Consider the following 17,519-nt stretch of genomic DNA (forward strand, 5'->3'; position numbering starts at 1 on the left):
CGGCCGACTGGGACCGACCCGCCCGAGTGGGCAACATCGTCCAAGTGCGGTAGAGTCGGTCAACGCGGTCCGGGTGACGCCCGGCCGGCCCCCATAGCTCAGTGGATAGAGCACCGCCCTCCGGAGGCGGGAGCCGAGGTTCGAGTCCTCGTGGGGGCGCCCTTCCTCACGCCGGACGCACGCCGTCCGTGTCCAGCCGCCGGGCCCTTCTCCTCCATCGGCTAGGGTTGCCGCCGTGCCAGTTGATCCCGCCGTCAGTTCCCGCGCGAGGTTCCTCGAGGCGGCGGCCATGATCGCCCTGTGGGTGCTCACGAGGATGCTCATGCTGCGCATCTTCACCCTGCCCAATTCCAACTACATCACCGGCGACGTCCGGTACTACCACGCCTGGCTCACCATGGGGACCGACGACGCCCACACCCTCTTCGAGTACCCGGTCCCGGTCCTCTGGGGTCTTCGGCTGCTCGCCTGGATGTCGGGCGGGTCGATCTCCTACTTCACGGCCCTCTTCGCCGTCACCATGCTCGCCCTCGACGCCCTCATGGCCCTGTGCCTGTGGCGGTCCGGCCACCGTGCCGGGACCCTGTGGTGGATCCTCTTCGTCCTGGCCCTGGGCCCGCTCATGTGGTTCCGTTTCGACATGGTGCCGGCCGTGTGCATGGGTCTGGCGGCGCTGTGGTTCCGGCGTCACCCGGCTGCCAGCGGAGCCGCGATCGCCGTGGGAGCGGCGGTGAAGCTGTGGCCTGCGCTGCTCATCCTGCCGATGATCGGACGACGTCGGGCGGCCCTGCGCAGACTGGCCGCCTTCGGCGTCACCGGCGGTGCGTTGGGCATCGCTTCCCTCGTCGAGACCGGCTGGGCGCGCACCGTCTCGCCCCTCACCTGGCAGTCCGACCGTGGACTGCAGATCGAGTCGGTCGTCGCCCTGGTACCGATGATCCATCGCGCCGGGCACCCCGACGGCTCCTGGGTCGTCGCCATGAGCCGGTACAACGCCTTCGAGGTGACGGGGCCGGGGGTGGAGACCTGGCTGGGCCTGTCCAGCGTGCTCATGGGACTGGCCGTGGCCCTGGCCGTGGGCCTGGGCGTCATCGCCTGGCTGCGCAACGGGCTCGACCAGCGCACCGCCGTGCTCGGTGCGGTCGTCATCGCCGGGGCCCTCATCGTCGCCAACAAGACCCTGTCACCGCAGTACTTCATCTGGTGGGGCGCTCCCGTGGCAGCCCTCATCGATCACTTCTCGGCGGAGAACTCGACCGACGGCACCGACGACCGCCTAGTCCGCATCCTCGGATGGGCCACCGCCGCCCTGCTCCTCGTCACCGGTTTCCTCACCCAGTCCGTCTACCCCCTGAGCTACTCGAAGATCCTGTCGACCCCCCCCGGCACCTCCTGGGCCACCTGGCTGCTCGTGACCCGCAACGTCGTGGCCGTCGTCACCTTCCTCGTCGCCGTCGCGGCCCTCGTGGCTTCCTTGAGGCTGCACCGGAGGGCCCAGCCGACGATCACTGCCCCCTGACGGCGACACCGCCCCCGACGATTGGCTGTGAGACATGTCACATGCCAAGATGGTTCCCGGAGTCGACGCCCTCGCCGTGGAGCCTCCTGTCCCGACCCGCGGACGTCGATCCCTCGAGGACTTGGGAACCGTCCCTCCTCCCCGATAGCATCAGCGACAACGAAGGGTCCCCGGACCATTCCGGGCCCAAGAGCAACGACGCTTCGGCGGGCGGACGAGCCTGCCAGGGCAACCCGATCACCAGGGAAGAAGGCAGTGGTGGCATCCTCCACCGGACAGAACTCATCGAACCAGCTCGACTTCGGGGCCAACGACTGGCTCATCGAGGAGATGCGAGAGCAGTTCCAGCGCGACCCGGGTTCGGTCGACCCGGCTTGGGCGACGTACTTCCGCAATGAGGCGGGGACCCCCGGGACGTCCACTCCCCAGCCTGCCGCCGCCCAGGCGGCGCCCGCCCCCCAGCCTGCCCCGGCCCCGGCGCCTGCACCCCAGTCGGTCGCGGTCGCGCGCCCCGCTGCCGCTCCCGTCCCCACCGCGACGCCGGCCCAGGCCCCAGCCCGCAAGGCCGCCGAGAAGCCGGCCGCCCGTGGTTCGGTGACCCCCGACGCCCCGCGTCACAGGGCCCCCGAACCCAGCCATTCGGAGCCGCGCACCGTCAAGCTCAAGGGCGCCCCCATGCGCACCGCCAAGAACATGGACGACTCGCTGTCGATGCCGACGGCCACCTCCGTGCGTTCGGTGCCCATGAAGCTCGTCATCGAGCAGCGCACCATGATCAACAACTTCCTGCGCCAGAGCAAGGGCGGCAAGGTCTCCTTCACCCACATCCTCGGCTACGCCATGGTCCAGGCCCTCAAGGCGGTCCCTGTCATGAACAACGCCTATGCGCAGATCGACGGCAAGCCGCACCTCATCGAGAACCCCTCGATCAACCTCGGCCTGGCCATCGACGTCAACAACAAGGACGGCTCCCGCAAGCTCGTCGTCCCGGCCATCCGTGGGGCCGAGAACATGGACTTCCTCCAGTTCTGGGAGGCCTATGAGGACATCGTCCGTCGCGGCCGCGTCAACGAGCTCACGGTCGAGGACTTCAAGGGGGTCACCGCCTCCCTCACCAATCCTGGCGGCATCGGAACGAACCACTCGGTTCCCCGACTCATGCCCGGCCAGGGCTGCATCCTCGGCATGGGATCCATCGACTACCCCGCCGAGTGGCAGGGTGGGTCGAGCCAGCGCATGGCCGATCTGGGCATCTCGAAGGTGACGACCCTCACCTCGACCTATGACCACCGGATCATCCAGGGCGCCCAGTCCGGCGAGTTCCTCAAGCGCATCCACCAGCTCCTCATCGGCCAGGACCGGTTCTACGAGGAGATCTTCGAGTCCCTGCGCATCCCCTACGCACCGGTCCAGTGGGCCACCGACCGGCTGGCCAATCGCCCCGACCAGGTCGACAAGCAGGCCCGCGTCATCGAGCTCATCGACGCGTGGCGTCGGTTCGGTCACTTGGCCGCCGACACCGACCCCGTCGAGTACCACCCGCGGTACCACCACGACCTCATGCTCAACAGTCACGGGCTCACCCTGTGGGACCTCGACCGCACCTTCCCGGTCAACAACTTCGGCGGGCTGCGTCGTCAGATCCTCACCCTGCGCGACATCCTCACCGTGCTGCGCGACTCCTACGCCTCCCACATCGGCATCGAGTACATGCACATCGCCAACCACAAGGAGCGGCTGTGGTTCCAGGCCCGCTTCGAGAAGGAGCACACGGCGCTGACGCGCGAGACCCACCTGCAGATTCTCGACCAGCTCAACGAGGCCGAGATCTTCGAGACCTTCCTCCAGACGAAGTTCGTCGGGCAGAAGCGGTTCAGCCTCGAGGGTGCCGAGTCGGCGATCGTCCTGCTCGCCGCACTCTGCGCCAAGGCAGCCGACAACCATCTCGACGAGGTGTGCATCGGCATGCCGCACCGTGGCCGACTCAACGTCCTGGCCAACATCGTCGGCAAGTCCTATGGGCAGATCTTCCGCGAGTTCGAGGGCAACGCCGAACCGGTGAACTCCCAGGGCTCCGGCGACGTCAAGTACCACCTCGGCGACGAGGGCGAGTTCGTCGCCCCGTCGGGAGCCACCGTGCGCACGTCGGTCGCCGCCAACCCGAGCCACCTGGAGGCCGTCGACCCGGTCCTCGAGGGCATCGTGCGGGCCAAGCTCGACTCCCTGGGCAACCCGGACGGGTACCCCGTCATGCCGGTGCTGCTCCATGGTGACGCCGCCTTCGCCGGACAGGGCGTCGTCTACGAGACCCTCCAGATGAGTCAGCTCGCCGGGTACGGCAACGGCGGGACGATCCACGTCGTCGTCAACAACCAGGTGGGCTTCACCGCCTCCCCCGACGAGGGACGCAGCTCGACCTACTGCACCGACGTCCTCAAGGCGGTCGAGGCCCCCGTCCTCCACGTCAACGGCGACGACCCGGCCGCCGTCGTCCAGGCCGCCCTCATCGCCTTCGAGTACCGACAGACCTTCCACAAGGACGTCGGCATCGACATGGTGTGCTACCGCCGTCGCGGCCACAACGAGGGGGACGACCCCAGCTTCACCCAGCCGCACATGTACGACCTCATCGACCAGAAGCGCTCGACCCGCAAGCTCTACACCGAGAGCCTCATCGGTCGCGGCGACATCACGCTCGAGGACGCCGAGGCCGTCATGACGAAGTTCCGCAGCCGTCTGGAGACGGTCTTCGCCGAGGTGAGGGCGGCCACCTCGACCCCGCCGAGCTACGCCAGCGTCCCCCAGTACCCGGCCAAGCACCACATCGGCGTGCCGACCCACACCACCCAGGACGTCCTCGACGACGTCGCCCGGGTGCACGAGCAGCTGCCCGACTGGTTCACGCCGCATCCCAAGGTCGCCCCCCAGCTCGCCCGACGGGCCAAGAGCCTGCGCGAGGGAGGGATCGACTGGGCCACCGCCGAGATGACGGCCCTGGGCTCGCTCCTCATCGAAGGCGTCCACGTTCGCCTGGCCGGCCAGGACACCTGCCGCGGCACGTTCTCCCAGCGGTTCGGGTCCATCGTCGATCGGCACACCGACGAGCACTACGTCCCGGTGAACCATCTGCGTGAGGGCCAGGCCCAGCTCGACATCCTCAACTCCCTGCTGAGCGAGTACGCGGCCATGGGCTTCGAGTACGGGTACTCGGTCGCCCGCCCGGACTCGCTGGTGCTGTGGGAGGCCCAGTTCGGTGACTTCGCCAACGGGGCCCAGACCATCATCGACGAGTTCATCGCGTCGGCCGGCACCAAGTGGGGCCAGCACTCCGGCGTCGTCCTGCTCCTGCCGCACGGCATGGAGGGTCAGGGCCCCGATCACTCGTCGGCGCGCATCGAGCGGTTCCTCAACCTGGCCAGCGAGGGTCAGCTGGCCATCTGCCAGCCGTCCACCCCGGCCAACTACTTCCACCTGTTGCGTCAGCACACGTACAAGAACATGCACCGTCCGGTGGTCATCGCGACCCCCAAGTCGATGCTCCGCAACAGGATGGCCACCTCGAGGCCCGAGGAGCTCATCACCGGTGCCTGGCAGCCGGTGCTGGCCGACCCGACGATCAACGACCCCAGCACGGTACGTCGCCTCATCCTGTGCTCCGGCAAGGTGAGGTGGGAGCTCGTCAAGGAGCGCGCCAAGCGCGGGCTCGACGGGCAAGTGGCGATCGTCACCATGGAACGGCTCTACCCCCTGCCCGTCCCGGAGCTCGTCGCCGCCCTCCAGCCGTTGCGTCAGGTCACCGACGTGCGCTGGGTCCAGGAGGAGCCGGTCAACCAGGGCGCCTACCCGTACATGCACAACCACCTGCCCGAGGCGCTCGCCAACGACCTGCCCGGTTTCCTCGACCACATGACGGTCGTCGCCCGGCCCGAGTCGTCGGCCCCGGCCGTCGGCCAGCACTCGGTGCACATGGCCGAGGAGAAGGACCTCATCGATCGGGCCTTCGAGGACCGCTGAGGTCCACGGGATCCATCGGTCCGTCGGGGACGCCGGGCGTGAGCCCGCGTCCCCGACGCGTCCGAGGGTGTGTGCGTCCCCGACGCGTCCGAGGGCGTGTGTCCCCGACGCGTCCGTGGGGAGGTCGGCGTCCCCGACTAGGATCTGGCCCCATGTACTTCACCGATCGTGGCATCGAGGAGCTCGAGAGCCGCCGCGGCGACGAGGAGATCACCTTCTCCTGGTTGGCCGAGGAGTTGCGTCACTTCGTCGACGTCAATCCCCAGTTCGAGGTACCGGTCGAACGGCTCGCCACCTGGCTGGCACGCCTCGACGACGAGGAGGACTGAGCGTCGGTCAGGCCGCCCGTCGCCAGGCCCACACGCCGGCGATGATCGTCGTGAGGGCCAGCACGCCGGCGCAGACGAGCCACAGCGGCGCGCCGCCGGCACGGGCCAGGGAGACGACGACGAGCAGGTGCAGGACGCCGATCGCCACGAGCATCCCGGTGGCCGCCGACACACCACGCCAGGCCAACCACGCGACGGCGGCCACGAGCACGGCGTAGACGACGAGCACCGCGGCGATGCCGCCGGAGAACTGCCCGTGGGAGGTCGCCGCGACACCGATCGCGGCACCGGTGAGCCCGAGTGCCTGCACCGCGGCGCTCAGTGACGCCACGATCACCGGCAGCGACGACGTCCGACCCGCTCGTTCGCAGGGAACGCGTTTCTCCTGTGGTGATCTGGGCACCGACCTATCATAGGGAGCGGCCCCGGCACCGGGGCCGTCGACGGAGGATGGGCCCGACCGTCCTCGGCACCGACGTCGCAGAACGGCGCCGAGGTGAGAAATCTCACCTGCGCGATCTGCTGTCGGCGGGGCACAGGGTCTTGCCAAAGTTGATGGACGTTGGCATTCTTTCATGGTTCGACCATTTGCGCCCGCGCAGGTCGACGGACTCGCGAGGTTCCCGGCCATCGCCCGGGGTGTAAGGAGTGGATTGCGCATGGACTGGCGCCACAGGGCTGCGTGCCTCACGGAGGATCCCGAGCTGTTCTTCCCCATCGGCAACACCGGCCCGGCCCTCGCCCAGATCGAGGAGGCCAAGAAGGTCTGTGCCCGATGCGAGGTTCGCGCCGAGTGTCTGGCGTGGGCCCTCGAGGCCGGTCAGGACCACGGCGTCTGGGGCGGCCTGAGCGAGGACGAGCGACGCGCCATCAAGCGACGCCAGTCCCGCTCGCGGGTACGCCGGTCCTGATCCGGCGATCCATCGTCGGGATCGTCGACGCCCCCCACGGGGCGGTCCTCGACCTCCTGCTCCACCCGGGGCGTCGTCGCCCTCGGTTCAATCGGCCTCGGGGATGACCACCCGAGCGCAGGTCCCGACGCCGTCCGGATTGTTCTCCAGGGTGAAGCTGCCCCCCAGGTCCTCGATGAGGGTCGTGACGATCGACAGTCCCAGGGACGACCGGTGATCATCCAGCGAGAAGCCCTCGGGCAGTGGCTTGCCGTCATTGACGATGTCGACGACGAGGGTCCTGTCCTGCCAGGTGGGACGGACGACGACCTCCCCCGAGGAGGAGTCGAGGCTGTGCTCGATGGCGTTCTGGCACAACTCCGTCATGGCCAGGCTCAGCGCCGTGGCGGCGTCGGCGTGGACCATCCCGAACGTGCCCTCACGACGGGCGATGACGCGGCCCGAGGACGCGGCGACGTCCCCCACCATGTGGAGGATGCGGTCGGCCACCTCGTCGAACGCCACCTCCTCGTCGAAGTTCTGCGAGAGGATCTCGTGGACGACGGCGATGGATGCCACCCGCTCCATCGCCTGCTTGAGGGCCTCGCGGGCGTCGTCGTTCGTCATCCGCCGCGACTGCAGCCGCAGCAGTGCCGCGACGGTCTGGAGGTTGTTCTTCACCCGATGGTGGATCTCGCGGATCGTCGCATCCTTGGTGACGAGCTGACGGTCGCGTGAGCGAAGCTCGGTGAGGTCGCGCACGAGGATGAGGGTGCCGGCCGAGACCTCGACGTCGTCGAGCCAGGACTGCAGCGGGATGACGCGGGCCCGCAGCGTCGCCTCGGAGTTCTCGATGTCGGTCTCCCGCAGTGACCGGCCCTCGAGGTCGAGGGTGACACTCTGGCCGACCTCGCGCAGCCCCGGGCACAGCTCACGGATGACGGGGATGAGCATCTCGCCGTCGAGGTCCCCGGCCAGGCCGAGCTTGCGGAAGGACGACATGGCATTGGGGCTGGCGTAGGTGACCATGCCTGTCGTCGCCACCCGGATGACGCCGTCGGTGATGCGCGGTGCGAGGGCCTGGTCGGAGTTGGGGAAGATGGGGAAACGTCCGTGGTGGAGCATCTCCGAGAGGATGCCGGCGATCTCGAGGTAGTTGTCCTCGGTCGAGCCCGGCGCACGCACCCCCATCTGGTTCGTGTGTCGTTCGATGACGGCGATGACCCTGCCGTGTCGGATGACCGGGATGGCCCACACGTCGACCGGGATGCCTGCCGACAGTTTGTTGTCGCTCGTCTCGCACATCTGGGCACTCATGAACGCCTCGGTCACGAGGGACTCGTCGTCATAGGCCACCGAGTCGCCGACGACGTCCTCCTCGAGGGCGGTGGGGCCGGTGTCGGGCCGGACCTGGGCGGCCGCCCAGAAGACCGACGGGTCCTCGTCGGGCACCCAGCAGATGAGGTCCGAGAAGGAGCAGTCGGCGAGGATCTGCCACTCGTCGACGAGATGCCCGAGCCACGTGGCATCCTCCAGGCCCAGACTGCTCCGGTTGACGACGGCTTGGTTGATCGAGGCCATGCAGGTCAGCCTAGCCGGCAGGACCTGTGGTCCCGGTCCCGGGCGCGGTCGTGGGACGCCGTCACCGCGAGGGGGCGTGGCGTCGCCGACTCCCCGGCACGGGGTTTGGAGTCCCGGCACCTCGTGCGGCACAATAGGTCCTCGTTGCTGCGCCATCGCGCGGCCCCTCCGTGCCCGGAGGGCATCACATCTGGAGGAGAGCGCCATGGGAAAGACCGGCCGCAAGCGTCGTGCACGTCGCAAGAAGGCAGCGAACCACGGCAAGCGTCCCAACGCCTGAGCCGTGATCGGTCACTGACCGACGTCGAGAGCCCCCGTCACCACGACGGGGGCTCCTCACATTCTCGCCGGTCGCGCCGTGCCAGGGTGGAGCCCGACCGCTTCAGAACTCGACGTGCATCCGGACGATACGCATCCTCAGCGAGGCCGACGCCTGCTCCTCGTGGCGGCACCGCCCCAGCGCCCTGCTGATCGCGGCCTCCAGATCGGTCTCGTCCATGCAGGCGTCACAGGCCTGGATGTGGTGACGGAATTCGTCGGCCTCGACCTCGTCGAGTTCCCCGTGGAGGAAGGCCTGCAGGTGCTCGAGGACCCAGTCGCAGTGGCCGTGACAGGAGCCGCTCATGCCCGCACCCCCTCTCCTGCGAGGGGTTCGAGGGTCTCCTCGTCGACCATCCCGGCCAGCGGACCGATCCCCCGGGCGCCGGCCACCTCGGTGAGCTGGCCACGCAGCTGCTTGCGGGCACGGTTGAGACGCGACATCACCGTGCCGATGGGAGTCCCCATGATCTCGGCGATCTCCTTGTACGAGAACCCCTCGACGTCGGCCAGGAGGACCACCTGACGGAAGTCGTCGGACAGCGAGTCCAGGGCTGCCAGCACCTGCTCGTCCGGAATGGAGTCGAGGGCCTCGACCTCGGCCGATCGCAGCCCGGTGCCGTCGTGGGACGCCGCCTGGGCGATCTGCCAGTCCTCGACGTCCTCGCCGTCGGCGGCCTGCGGACGACGCTGGGCCTTGCGGTAGGCATTGATGTAGGTGTTGGTGAGGATGCGGAACAGCCAGGCCTTGAGGTTCGTGCCCGGCTTGAACTGGTGGAAGGACGCGAAGGCCTTGGCGAAGGTCTCCTGGACGACGTCCTCGGCGTCGGCCTTGTTCCGGGTCATCCGCAGGGCAGCGCCGTAGAGCTGGTCGAGGTACTCCAGGGCGTCGCGCTCGAAGCGCACGGCGCGCTGCGCGTCGGTCTCGGTCGACGCGGCTGTCGGCACTGCGTCGGTCTCGGTCGACGCGGCTGTCGGCACTGCGTCGGTCTCGGTCGACGCGGGAGTCGTGTCGCCGCTGGCAGGAGTCGTCATCACGTACGAGCCTAGCCCCTTCCACAGGCCGAGCGGCGTCGACGCCCGTGGCTCCACGTCCATGACACACACCATGGCCATTGCAACGTCCGTCGCCCCGAGGTATTCCCGACCCGCACCATTCCCCCGCCGTGGCTCCACCGGAGCGCGGTCACGAGCTCCCCGCGATGGTGAGCATTTGGCCGAACCGCTTCCCCCGGGGCCCGTCTCACGGTAGAAATGTGCCATGAGCATCATTCGAGGCTTGGGACGCACCCTCTTCGCCAGCTACTTCGTCGTCAAGGGCACGAACGCCGCGATGAAGCCGGACACCTTCGTCGAGGACGCCGAGCCGGTCGCCGACCGCCTCGTGCCGCTCCTCCAGCGCACCCTGCCCTCGAGCATCGGTTCCTACCTTCCCGAGGACACCAAGACCCTGGTGCGGCTCACCGGGGCTGCGCAGGCGGTCGGGGGTGTCGCCATGGCGACCGGTCTGGGACGCCGCGGCGGGGCGGCCCTCGTCGCCACGACGATGGTGCCGCACGTCCTTGCGTCGATCCCCGACAAGACGCTGCCCAAGTCCGAGCGCGTCCGGGCCCGGTCGATCCTCCTGCGCAACGTGGCACTCCTCGGTGCCGCGCTCATGGCCTCGGTCGACACCGCCGGCCGCCCGAGCCTGGCGTGGCGCGCCGCCGACGCCCAGCGTCGCCTGGCCGCCGCGGCCCAGGACCAGCGCGCCGCCATCGCGTCCACCAGCTCGGATGTCACCCGCGCCGCCCGCAAGCAGGTGGCCAAGGCCCAGAAGCAGGCCGCGAGGGCCGCCAGGAAGGCCGCCCGGGTGGCCGGTGACTGAGCCGGTGCCAGGCGTGACCACATCGTGGCTCGCCCCGCGTGCCCACCAGCGGCTCGCGGGGCGCGTCGTCGTCCCGGGGTCGAAGTCGCAGACCAACCGCGCCCTCCTGCTCGCCGGTCTGGCCCGGGGCCGCTGCGTCCTGGGCGGGGTGCTCGACAGCCGGGACTCGCGCCTCATGAGGGCCGGCCTGACCCAGCTCGGGGTGAGCTTCGAGGATCTGCCGGATGGCCGAGTCGCGGTGACCGGGCCACGTCGTCTGCACGCTGCCGCCGAACCGATCGACTGCGGGCTGGCCGGGACGGTCATGAGGTTCCTGCCCGCCGCCGCGGCCACCGCGCCCGGGCGCACGAGTTTCGTCGGGGACGAGGCCGCCTCCGCCCGGCCGGTGGGCCCGGTGCTCGATGGGCTGCGTCAGCTCGGGGTCGAGGTGACGGCGTCGAGCCTCCCGCTGACGATGACGGCGCCGCAGACACTCTCGGGGCGACAGGTGACCATCGATGCGTCGGCGTCGAGCCAGTTCGTCTCGGCGCTCCTGCTCTCGGCGGCGCGCTACCCCAACGGCATCGACCTGCGACATGTCGGCCCGTCGATCCCCTCACTGCCACACATCGACATGACGTGCGCCATGCTCGCCGAGCGCGGGGTCGAGGTGGCTCATCCTGCCGAGGGGCGATGGGTCGTCGAACCGGGGCCGATCGAGCCACTCGACGGCGTCGTCGAACCCGACCTCACCAATGCGTCGGTCTTCCTGGCTGCGGCCATGGTCGCCGGCGGCACCGTCGAGGTGCCCGGGTGGCCGGAGTCGACGACCCAACCGGGGGTGGTCTTCCTCGCCGTCGCCCGACGCATGGGCGCCGTCGTCGAGAGCTCTGACGGGGCCGTCCGGGTGACCGGCGCCCAGCTACGCGGGATCGACGTCGACCTGCACGCCGCCAGCGAACTCACCCCGGTCGTCGCCGCCCTGGCCGCCCTGGCCGACGGCCCGAGCCGGATCCGTGGGGTCGGGCACATCCGCGGGCACGAGACCGACCGCCTCGCTGCGCTGGAGGCCGAACTCGGCTCCGTCGGCGTCGAGGTGTCGCAGACCTCCGACGGACTGGTCATCGTCGGCCGTGGGGCTGACGGTCGGGCCGGGGCCGCGGGCCTGCGTCCCGGACTGCTGCACTCCTACGCGGACCACCGGATGGCGCACGCCGCAGCGGTGCTCGGGCTGGCCGTGCCGGGGATCGAACTCGACGACGTCGCCTGCACCTCCAAGACGATGCCGACCTTTCCTCAGCTGTGGGCCGCGCTCGTGGAGCCGGGGTCGGGCTCCCCCGTCGTCCCGGACGTGCCCCAGGGGTGCGCATGAGCCCGCGGCGGCTGGCGGGCTCGGGCATCGACACCAGCGACGACGCCGCCTTCGATCGGCCACGGCGTCACACCCGCCCACGCACCAAGCGTCGTCCGGACTACTCCGGGCTACCCCTGGGACGGGTCATCACCGTCGACCGGGGTCGGTACACCTGCCGGGTCGACGGGCACGACGTCGTCGCGGCCAAGGCGCGCGGGCTGGGGCGCAAGTCGGTCATCGTCGGGGACCTCGTGCGGCTCGACGGCGACACCTCGGGGGTGGAGGGGACGCTGGCACGGATCGCCCGGACCGAGGAGCGACGGACCGTCCTACGGCGCACCGCGGACGACACCGATCCCTTCGAGCGACCGATCGTCGCCAATGCCGATCAGATCTTCATCGTCACGGCCCTGGCCGATCCTCCTCCACGGGTCGGCATGATCGACCGGATCCTCGTCGCCGCCTACGATGCCGGGGTCGAGCCGGTGCTGTGTCTGACGAAGTCCGACCTGGCACCGGATGATGATCTGCGTCGCCTGTACGCGGCGCTCGACGTCCCGGTCGTCACGACCCGCCCGGGCCAGGACCTGGCTCCCGTCCACGAGGTGCTCGCGGGACGGACCACGGTGCTCGTCGGTCACTCCGGAGTGGGGAAGTCGACGCTCATCAACGCACTGGTGCCGGGGGCCGGACGGGCCACCGGCGAGGTCAACGACGTCACCGGTCGTGGCCGACACACGTCGACCTCGGCGATGGCCATTGAACTCGACGACGGCTGGATCATCGACACGCCCGGGGTGAGGTCGTTCGGACTGTCCCATGTCACGGCCGAGCGGATTCTCGAGGCCTTCCCCGATCTCGAGGAGGTCACCGGCGCGTGTCCGCGGGGCTGTGACCACTCCGCCGATGCCCCCGAGTGTGCCCTGGACGACGCCGTCGCCCGCGGCGCGCTGGCAGCGGTGCGGCTGGAGTCGTTCCGGCGTCTCGACGCCGCCCGGCTGGGGAGGTAGTCGGCTGGGACGGACGGGGTCGGGGCCCGTGGGCGGGGCGCTGGGACCCTCGGCAGGTGCGTCGTCGGGTGCCGCTGCTACGGGGTCCGTCACGCTGCCACATCATGGCGAGCCGGGATGCCCCGGCAGATACGCCGTCAGACATCCTCGCCACGGCGAGCCGGGACCCTCCCCACATGTTCCGTCACCACGGTGCGCCGGAAAGGGCACTCTGCTCCATGTCGGGCGCTTCCTCTCCCATCCACAATCCCCACGACGCTTCCACAAACCCCACGACGCGCCAGAAGTCGCACTCTGCTCCGGAAGAGTCGATCGGGGCCTCCCCGTCCACGACGAAGCTCCAGAACCTGCACCCTGCTCCGGAAGAGTCGATAGGGGCCGCCCCGCCCACGACGAAGCTCCAGAACCTGCACGCTGCTCCCTGTATTCGGGGAGCAAAGTGCAGGTTCTGGAGCCACGTGGAGATGCGGGGCCCGGGGGTGATCCTTTCCGGAGCGAGGTGGCATCAAGCGCCGGGGTGATGGGCTGCGCGTCGAGTGGGCGTCGACACGCCCCGAAGACGGGTGAGCCGCGTCCTCACAAACCGGTCGCCACCACGAGCGGCACCGCCAGCCGGTCCTTTCCATCGACGTCGCTCCGGAAAACGCCATGGACCGGCGCCCGGCATCCACTCAGCGCCAGAACATTCACCCTGCGCCTGGAATACCCGGAGCACAGTGCATGTTCTGGCGCCACGTCAAGTGGGCGGCCCGACACATGACGCTTTGTGGAGCCAAGTGGCTCTTCTGGCGCAGCGTCGCACGAGGGGACGGCGGAAGAGAGGTGCCTTCCGGAGCACCGTGACTCCTCTGGCGCAACGTCGCGTGGGGTCGACGGAGGCAGCGAGTCACCCGGAGCACCGTGACTCTTCTGGGGCCACGTCGCGTGGGCGACGGCGGGAGCGAGACATCCGGAGCAAGGCGGAGCCCTGCCGCCCGTCACCGTCCCCCGAGCCTCACCGGTCCCCGCCGTCCCCGGCCTCACCCCTCGATGAAGGCTCGGATCCCGGCGGACTCCTCGGCCCGGCGTCCCACGTAGGGCATGTGGCCGGTGTCGAAGAAGGCCGTCTCGATCCGGTCGAAGGCCGCGTCGTCCAGATGAAGGTGATCGAGCATGTCGAGGGCGGCGAAGTACGGCGTCGCCAGGTCGAAACGCCCGAACTCGATGCGCACCCGCAGCCCCGGCTGGGCCCGCATGACCCGTTCGAGCTTGTCGGTGACGTTGACCGGACGGCCCTCGAACTCGTGGTAGTTCCACGACTGCCACAGCGGTGCACCCAGGACGTACCGCATCTCGCTCGTCACCCCCAGCTCGGCCCGCAGATAGTGCTGCATCGCGGCGGCGAAGGCGCCGTCCATCCCGTCCCCGGACGGATCGGTGTCGGCCGTCTCGTCGACCCGGCTGCGCAGTGGTCCGACGTAGCGCCCGTCGATCCGCCCGACGACCTTGCCCTCGGCCCGCAGCAACTCGGTGCAGAAGCGCATGTGTTCGATCCGCAGGTCGGCCCGGTCGACGTAGTCGGCGGACAATCCGGTGAGGGACGCCAGGCGTTCGACGACGGCCGACCGCTCCTGGGTGCCCAACCGACGTCCCTTGGCCAGGGCCAGCCGGTAGGGGCCCGACGCGAACTCCTCGGCCTCCGCGAGCACCTCGTCCAGGGTGCGCCCCTCGTGCTTGCCGTGGTACCAGGCGATGGCCGCATAGGTCGGCAGGAAATGGATGCAGGCCTCGTCCCAGCGAAGGTTCCCGAAGTCCTGGGATCCGAAGTCGAGCACGCTGGAGACGAGGATGATCCCGGACAGGAACATCGCGTACTGCTCCTGCAGTCGCTCGGCCACGCTCACCGCACGAACGGTCCCGTAGGACTCCCCGAGGAGGAACAGGGGGCTCGTCCACCGGTCGTTGCGCGTCACCCAGACCCGGATGAGTTCGGCGACCTGCTCGACGTCCTTGCTCCACCCGTGCCAGGTCTTCGGCTTCTCGCCGTCGATGACCCGTGAATATCCGGTGGACATGGCGTCGATGACGACGATGTCGGTCGACCTCAGCAGCGTGTCGGGGTTGTCGAGGAGCCGGAACGGCGGCGTCGCCGGGTCCTGCGGGCTGCCGATGTCGGCGACCCGAGGGCCGACCAGCCCCAGGTGCAGGAACACCGACGCCGACCCGGGGCCACCGTTGAAGACGAAGGTCACCGGGCGCGTCGCCGGATCGACGTCGTCGAGGACGTAGCTCGTCACGCCCATGAGCGCCCGTTGGTGCTGCCCGTACGCCTTGTCGACGGCCGCCTCCTCCTCGCCGATGACGATCCGACCGGCGGTTGCGGTGTAGGCCAGATCGCCGTCGGCCAGGCTCAACACGTGGTGCGTCGTGACGATGTCGTCGCCGACCGGAGGCTTCGCGGTCGTGCTGGCAGCTCCCGCGGCAGGCTGCTGGGTGGACGTCGTCGTGCTCTCAGAATCCGTCATGTCCCCACACTATGCGGTCGTACCCCTAGATTTGGACCATGCCCGACTACACCGACGACCTGCGGCTGGCGCACGTCATGGCCGACGACGCCGACTCCCTCACCATGGCCCGTTTCGGCGCCCGTGACCTGCAGGTGTCCACCAAACCCGACCACACCGAGGTGACCGACGCCGACCTGGCCGTCGAGGACTCGGTGCGTCGCACGCTGTCGCGCACCCGTTCGCGGGACGCCGTCCACGGGGAGGAGCGCGCCGACACCGGCAGCGGCCCGCGCCGCTGGATCGTCGACCCCATCGACGGCACCGCCAACTTCCTGCGTGGGGTGCCGGTGTGGGCCACCCTCATCGCCCTGGCCGTCGAGGACGAGATCGTCGCCTCCGTCGTCTCGGCCCCGGCCCTGCACCGGCGCTGGTGGGCGGCCAAGGAGCTCGGGGCGTGGACGGGGACGTCCTTGCTCAAGGCCCGGCCGATCCACGTCTCGTCGGTGAGGGGGCTGTCCGACGCCTACCTGTCGTACTCCTCCCTGCACGGTTGGGTCACCACGGGGCGGGGTCGGGGTTTCGGGGAACTCATGCGCTCGGTATGGCGCACGCGCGCCTTCGGTGACTTCTGGAGCTACATGCTCGTGGCCGAGGGGACGGTCGACGTCGCCTGTGAGCCCGACCTCAACCTCCACGACATGGCTGCCCTCGACGTCATCGTCCGTGAGGCGGGCGGCAGGTTCACCGACCTCGACGGCCATCCGGGCCCGTGGGGGCCGCACGCCGTCGCCACCAACGGATACCTCCACGACGACGTCCTCGAGCTCCTCGCGCCCGACGAGTGACCTCGGGCCGGACACCGACACCCCTGCCCGCCTTCCGCGGCACCGCTGTCACCCGGGTGCCGCGGAAGCCCGGGTGCCGCGGCGCGCTGCGACCCGGTCTCAGAGCACCCGTGCCCGGATCGTCCCCTCCAGACCGCTGACGTCGCGCAACAGCTCCCGGTCGGTGTCGCCGATGTCGAGGACGGCGTACCCGAGCTCTCCCCGGGTGGCGAGGGCCTGGTAGGTGACATTGCCACCGTGGTCGGCGACGAGCCGGTTGAGGTTGGCCATGATGCCGGGCACGTTGTGGTGCAGGTGCGAGATCCGCGCCCCTGTCGTCGGGACCGACGCGATCTCGGGCAGGTTGACGCTCATCCCGGTCGACGCGTTCTCGGCATAGTCGATGAGCTTGCCGGCGACGTACCGGCCGATGTCGATCTGCGCTTCCTGGGTCGACCCGCCGACGTGCGGGGTGAGGATGACGTTGTCGAGTTCGCGCAGCTCCGACAGGAACGGTTCCTCCCCCGACCGCGGCTCAGTGGGGAAGACGTCGATGCCGGCGCCGGCCAGATGGCCGGTGCGCAGGTTGTCGGCGAGGGCTGCGACGTCGACCACCTGCCCGCGCGAGAGGTTGAGGAACAGCGCTCGTGGCCGCATGAGCGAGAACTCGTGGGCGCCGATCATGCCGGTGTTCTCGGGCCTCCCGTCAACGTGGACGCTCACCGTCTCGACGGTCTGCAGCAGTTCCTCGAGGCTGTCACAACGGCGGGCATTGCCCAGCGGGAGCTTGTCGGCGATGTCGTAGTACCACACGCGCATGCCCATGGCCTCGGCGAGCACCGACAGCTGTGAGCCGATGTTGCCGTAGCCGATGATGCCGAGGCTGCGGCCACGGATCTCGTGCGAGCCGATGGCCGACTTGCGCCAGACCCCGTGATGCATCTGGGTGTTGCGGTCGCCGAGGCGGCGGGCCAGGGCGATGATCTCGCCCATGACGAGCTCGACGACCGATCGGGTGTTGGAGTACGGCGCGTTGAAGGCCGCCACTCCGGCCGAGGCGAGGTCGGACAGGGCGAGCTGGTTCGTCCCGATGCAGAAGGCGCCGACGGCCAGCAGGGACTGCCCGCGGGCGGCGACGACGTTCGGTGTGACGACGGTCCGTGACCGGACCCCGAGCAGGTCGACGCCGTCCAGGGCGTCGATGAGATCGGCCTCCGAGAGGGCACCCGAGTGACGTTCGACCTCGTACCCGGCGGCCCGGAGGGTCCGCACGGCCTCGTCATGGATGTTCTCGAGCAGAAGCGCCTTCATGGCGGCCAGTCTATGGACGGCGTCCTGCCGTCTCACG

At 69.6% G+C, this 17,519-nt stretch carries 15 protein-coding genes and 1 tRNA gene; 10 read left to right on the forward strand and 6 right to left on the reverse strand.

From position 1 onward, the window contains the following. Positions 1 to 87 precede the first annotated feature (87 nt). From E0E30_RS06265 to E0E30_RS13285, 4 genes are all read left to right on the forward strand, one after another. A tRNA-Arg gene (locus tag E0E30_RS06265) sits at positions 88 to 159 on the forward strand. Between the two features lie 163 nt (positions 160 to 322). Then, entirely contained in the window at positions 323 to 1,519 is a 1,197-nt protein-coding gene (locus E0E30_RS06270; RefSeq protein ID WP_130866778.1) for a glycosyltransferase 87 family protein, read from the forward strand. Positions 1,520 to 1,849: 330 nt separating this feature from the next. Then, on the forward strand, positions 1,850 to 5,533 hold the full coding sequence (locus E0E30_RS06275) for a multifunctional oxoglutarate decarboxylase/oxoglutarate dehydrogenase thiamine pyrophosphate-binding subunit/dihydrolipoyllysine-residue succinyltransferase subunit (protein ID WP_245306659.1): 3,684 nt from the start codon (positions 1,850 to 1,852) through the stop codon (positions 5,531 to 5,533). 152 nt (positions 5,534 to 5,685) lie between these two features. Next, complete coding sequence (locus E0E30_RS13285) at positions 5,686 to 5,862, forward strand: DUF6104 family protein (protein ID WP_167853909.1); 177 nt, start codon at positions 5,686 to 5,688, stop codon at positions 5,860 to 5,862. Between the two features lie 7 nt (positions 5,863 to 5,869). On the opposite strand, the gene E0E30_RS06280 is transcribed toward E0E30_RS13285, so the two are convergent. Continuing rightward, positions 5,870 to 6,193, reverse strand: coding sequence for a hypothetical protein (locus E0E30_RS06280; protein ID WP_130865573.1), 324 nt, complete (start codon positions 6,191 to 6,193; stop codon positions 5,870 to 5,872). Between the two features lie 328 nt (positions 6,194 to 6,521). Between E0E30_RS06280 and E0E30_RS06285 the strand changes: the two genes are divergently transcribed. Then, the gene (locus tag E0E30_RS06285; RefSeq protein WP_130865574.1) at positions 6,522 to 6,773 is read left to right on the forward strand and encodes a WhiB family transcriptional regulator; all 252 of its coding nucleotides are present in this window, start codon (positions 6,522 to 6,524) and stop codon (positions 6,771 to 6,773) included. Between the two features lie 87 nt (positions 6,774 to 6,860). Here E0E30_RS06285 and E0E30_RS06290 read toward each other — a convergent pair whose 3' ends face one another. Further along, positions 6,861 to 8,333 carry a sensor histidine kinase gene (locus E0E30_RS06290; RefSeq protein ID WP_130865575.1) on the reverse strand — a complete coding sequence of 491 codons (1,473 nt, stop codon included), beginning with the start codon at positions 8,331 to 8,333 and terminating at the stop codon, positions 6,861 to 6,863. Positions 8,334 to 8,538: 205 nt separating this feature from the next. Here E0E30_RS06290 and E0E30_RS13895 point away from each other — a divergent pair, with 205 nt between their 5' ends. Further along, on the forward strand, positions 8,539 to 8,613 hold the full coding sequence (locus E0E30_RS13895; RefSeq protein WP_411914023.1) for a 50S ribosomal protein bL37: 75 nt from the start codon (positions 8,539 to 8,541) through the stop codon (positions 8,611 to 8,613). Positions 8,614 to 8,715: 102 nt separating this feature from the next. Here E0E30_RS13895 and E0E30_RS06300 read toward each other — a convergent pair whose 3' ends face one another. Both E0E30_RS06300 and E0E30_RS06305 read right to left on the reverse strand, forming a co-directional pair. Continuing rightward, on the reverse strand, positions 8,716 to 8,958 hold the full coding sequence (locus E0E30_RS06300; RefSeq protein ID WP_130865577.1) for a zf-HC2 domain-containing protein: 243 nt from the start codon (positions 8,956 to 8,958) through the stop codon (positions 8,716 to 8,718). Next, positions 8,955 to 9,749 (reverse strand): sigma-70 family RNA polymerase sigma factor, encoded by a 795-nt coding sequence (locus tag E0E30_RS06305; protein WP_245306524.1) that lies wholly within the window; start codon positions 9,747 to 9,749, stop codon positions 8,955 to 8,957. The genes E0E30_RS06300 and E0E30_RS06305 overlap by 4 nt, the downstream gene beginning before the upstream one ends. A 163-nt stretch (positions 9,750 to 9,912) precedes the next feature. On the opposite strand from E0E30_RS06305, the gene E0E30_RS06310 reads away from it, so the two are divergent. Genes E0E30_RS06310 through rsgA form a run of 3 tightly spaced genes read left to right on the forward strand, consistent with a single transcriptional unit; the run spans position 9,913 to position 12,861 of the window. Beyond that, the gene (locus tag E0E30_RS06310) at positions 9,913 to 10,518 is read left to right on the forward strand and encodes a DoxX family membrane protein (protein WP_130865578.1); all 606 of its coding nucleotides are present in this window, start codon (positions 9,913 to 9,915) and stop codon (positions 10,516 to 10,518) included. A 13-nt stretch (positions 10,519 to 10,531) separates the two neighbouring features. Beyond that, the gene (aroA, locus tag E0E30_RS06315; RefSeq protein WP_245306525.1) at positions 10,532 to 11,869 is read left to right on the forward strand and encodes a 3-phosphoshikimate 1-carboxyvinyltransferase; all 1,338 of its coding nucleotides are present in this window, start codon (positions 10,532 to 10,534) and stop codon (positions 11,867 to 11,869) included. Further along, complete coding sequence (gene rsgA, locus E0E30_RS06320; protein ID WP_130865580.1) at positions 11,866 to 12,861, forward strand: ribosome small subunit-dependent GTPase A; 996 nt, start codon at positions 11,866 to 11,868, stop codon at positions 12,859 to 12,861. Before aroA ends, rsgA begins: the two co-directional genes overlap by 4 nt. A 1,019-nt stretch (positions 12,862 to 13,880) precedes the next feature. Here rsgA and E0E30_RS06325 read toward each other — a convergent pair. Next, positions 13,881 to 15,365: a S10 family peptidase gene (locus E0E30_RS06325; RefSeq protein ID WP_130865581.1), complete on the reverse strand. Its 1,485-nt coding sequence runs from the start codon at positions 15,363 to 15,365 to the stop codon at positions 13,881 to 13,883. A gap of 38 nt (positions 15,366 to 15,403) precedes the next feature. Here E0E30_RS06325 and E0E30_RS06330 point away from each other — a divergent pair, with 38 nt between their 5' ends. After that, complete coding sequence (locus E0E30_RS06330) at positions 15,404 to 16,192, forward strand: inositol monophosphatase family protein (protein WP_130865582.1); 789 nt, start codon at positions 15,404 to 15,406, stop codon at positions 16,190 to 16,192. 99 nt (positions 16,193 to 16,291) lie between these two features. Here the strand turns inward: E0E30_RS06330 and serA are convergent, their stop codons facing one another. After that, positions 16,292 to 17,482 (reverse strand): phosphoglycerate dehydrogenase, encoded by a 1,191-nt coding sequence (serA, locus tag E0E30_RS06335; protein WP_130865583.1) that lies wholly within the window; start codon positions 17,480 to 17,482, stop codon positions 16,292 to 16,294. Positions 17,483 to 17,519: the final 37 nt, after the last annotated feature.

It is taken from the genome of Acidipropionibacterium timonense (assembly GCF_900605005.1).
Lineage (GTDB): Bacteria > Actinomycetota > Actinomycetes > Propionibacteriales > Propionibacteriaceae > Cutibacterium > Cutibacterium timonense.

Bases quoted from the DNA above. Each gene is read 5' to 3' on its own strand.
- E0E30_RS06270 (WP_130866778.1), top strand. From the start codon at position 323: ATGCTGCGCATCTTCACCCTGCCCAATTCCAACTACATCACCGGCGAC.
- E0E30_RS06275 (WP_245306659.1), top strand. From the start codon at position 1,850: ATGCGAGAGCAGTTCCAGCGCGACCCGGGTTCGGTCGACCCGGCTTGG.
- E0E30_RS13285 (WP_167853909.1), top strand. From the start codon at position 5,686: ATGTACTTCACCGATCGTGGCATCGAGGAGCTCGAGAGCCGCCGCGGC.
- E0E30_RS06285 (WP_130865574.1), top strand. From the start codon at position 6,522: ATGGACTGGCGCCACAGGGCTGCGTGCCTCACGGAGGATCCCGAGCTG.
- E0E30_RS06290 (WP_130865575.1), bottom strand. From the start codon at position 8,333: ATGGCCTCGATCAACCAAGCCGTCGTCAACCGGAGCAGTCTGGGCCTG.
- E0E30_RS06300 (WP_130865577.1), bottom strand. From the start codon at position 8,958: ATGAGCGGCTCCTGTCACGGCCACTGCGACTGGGTCCTCGAGCACCTG.
- E0E30_RS06305 (WP_245306524.1), bottom strand. From the start codon at position 9,749: ATGGACGTGGAGCCACGGGCGTCGACGCCGCTCGGCCTGTGGAAGGGG.
- E0E30_RS06310 (WP_130865578.1), top strand. From the start codon at position 9,913: ATGAGCATCATTCGAGGCTTGGGACGCACCCTCTTCGCCAGCTACTTC.
- rsgA (WP_130865580.1), top strand. From the start codon at position 11,866: ATGAGCCCGCGGCGGCTGGCGGGCTCGGGCATCGACACCAGCGACGAC.
- E0E30_RS06325 (WP_130865581.1), bottom strand. From the start codon at position 15,365: ATGACGGATTCTGAGAGCACGACGACGTCCACCCAGCAGCCTGCCGCG.
- E0E30_RS06330 (WP_130865582.1), top strand. From the start codon at position 15,404: ATGCCCGACTACACCGACGACCTGCGGCTGGCGCACGTCATGGCCGAC.
- serA (WP_130865583.1), bottom strand. From the start codon at position 17,482: ATGAAGGCGCTTCTGCTCGAGAACATCCATGACGAGGCCGTGCGGACC.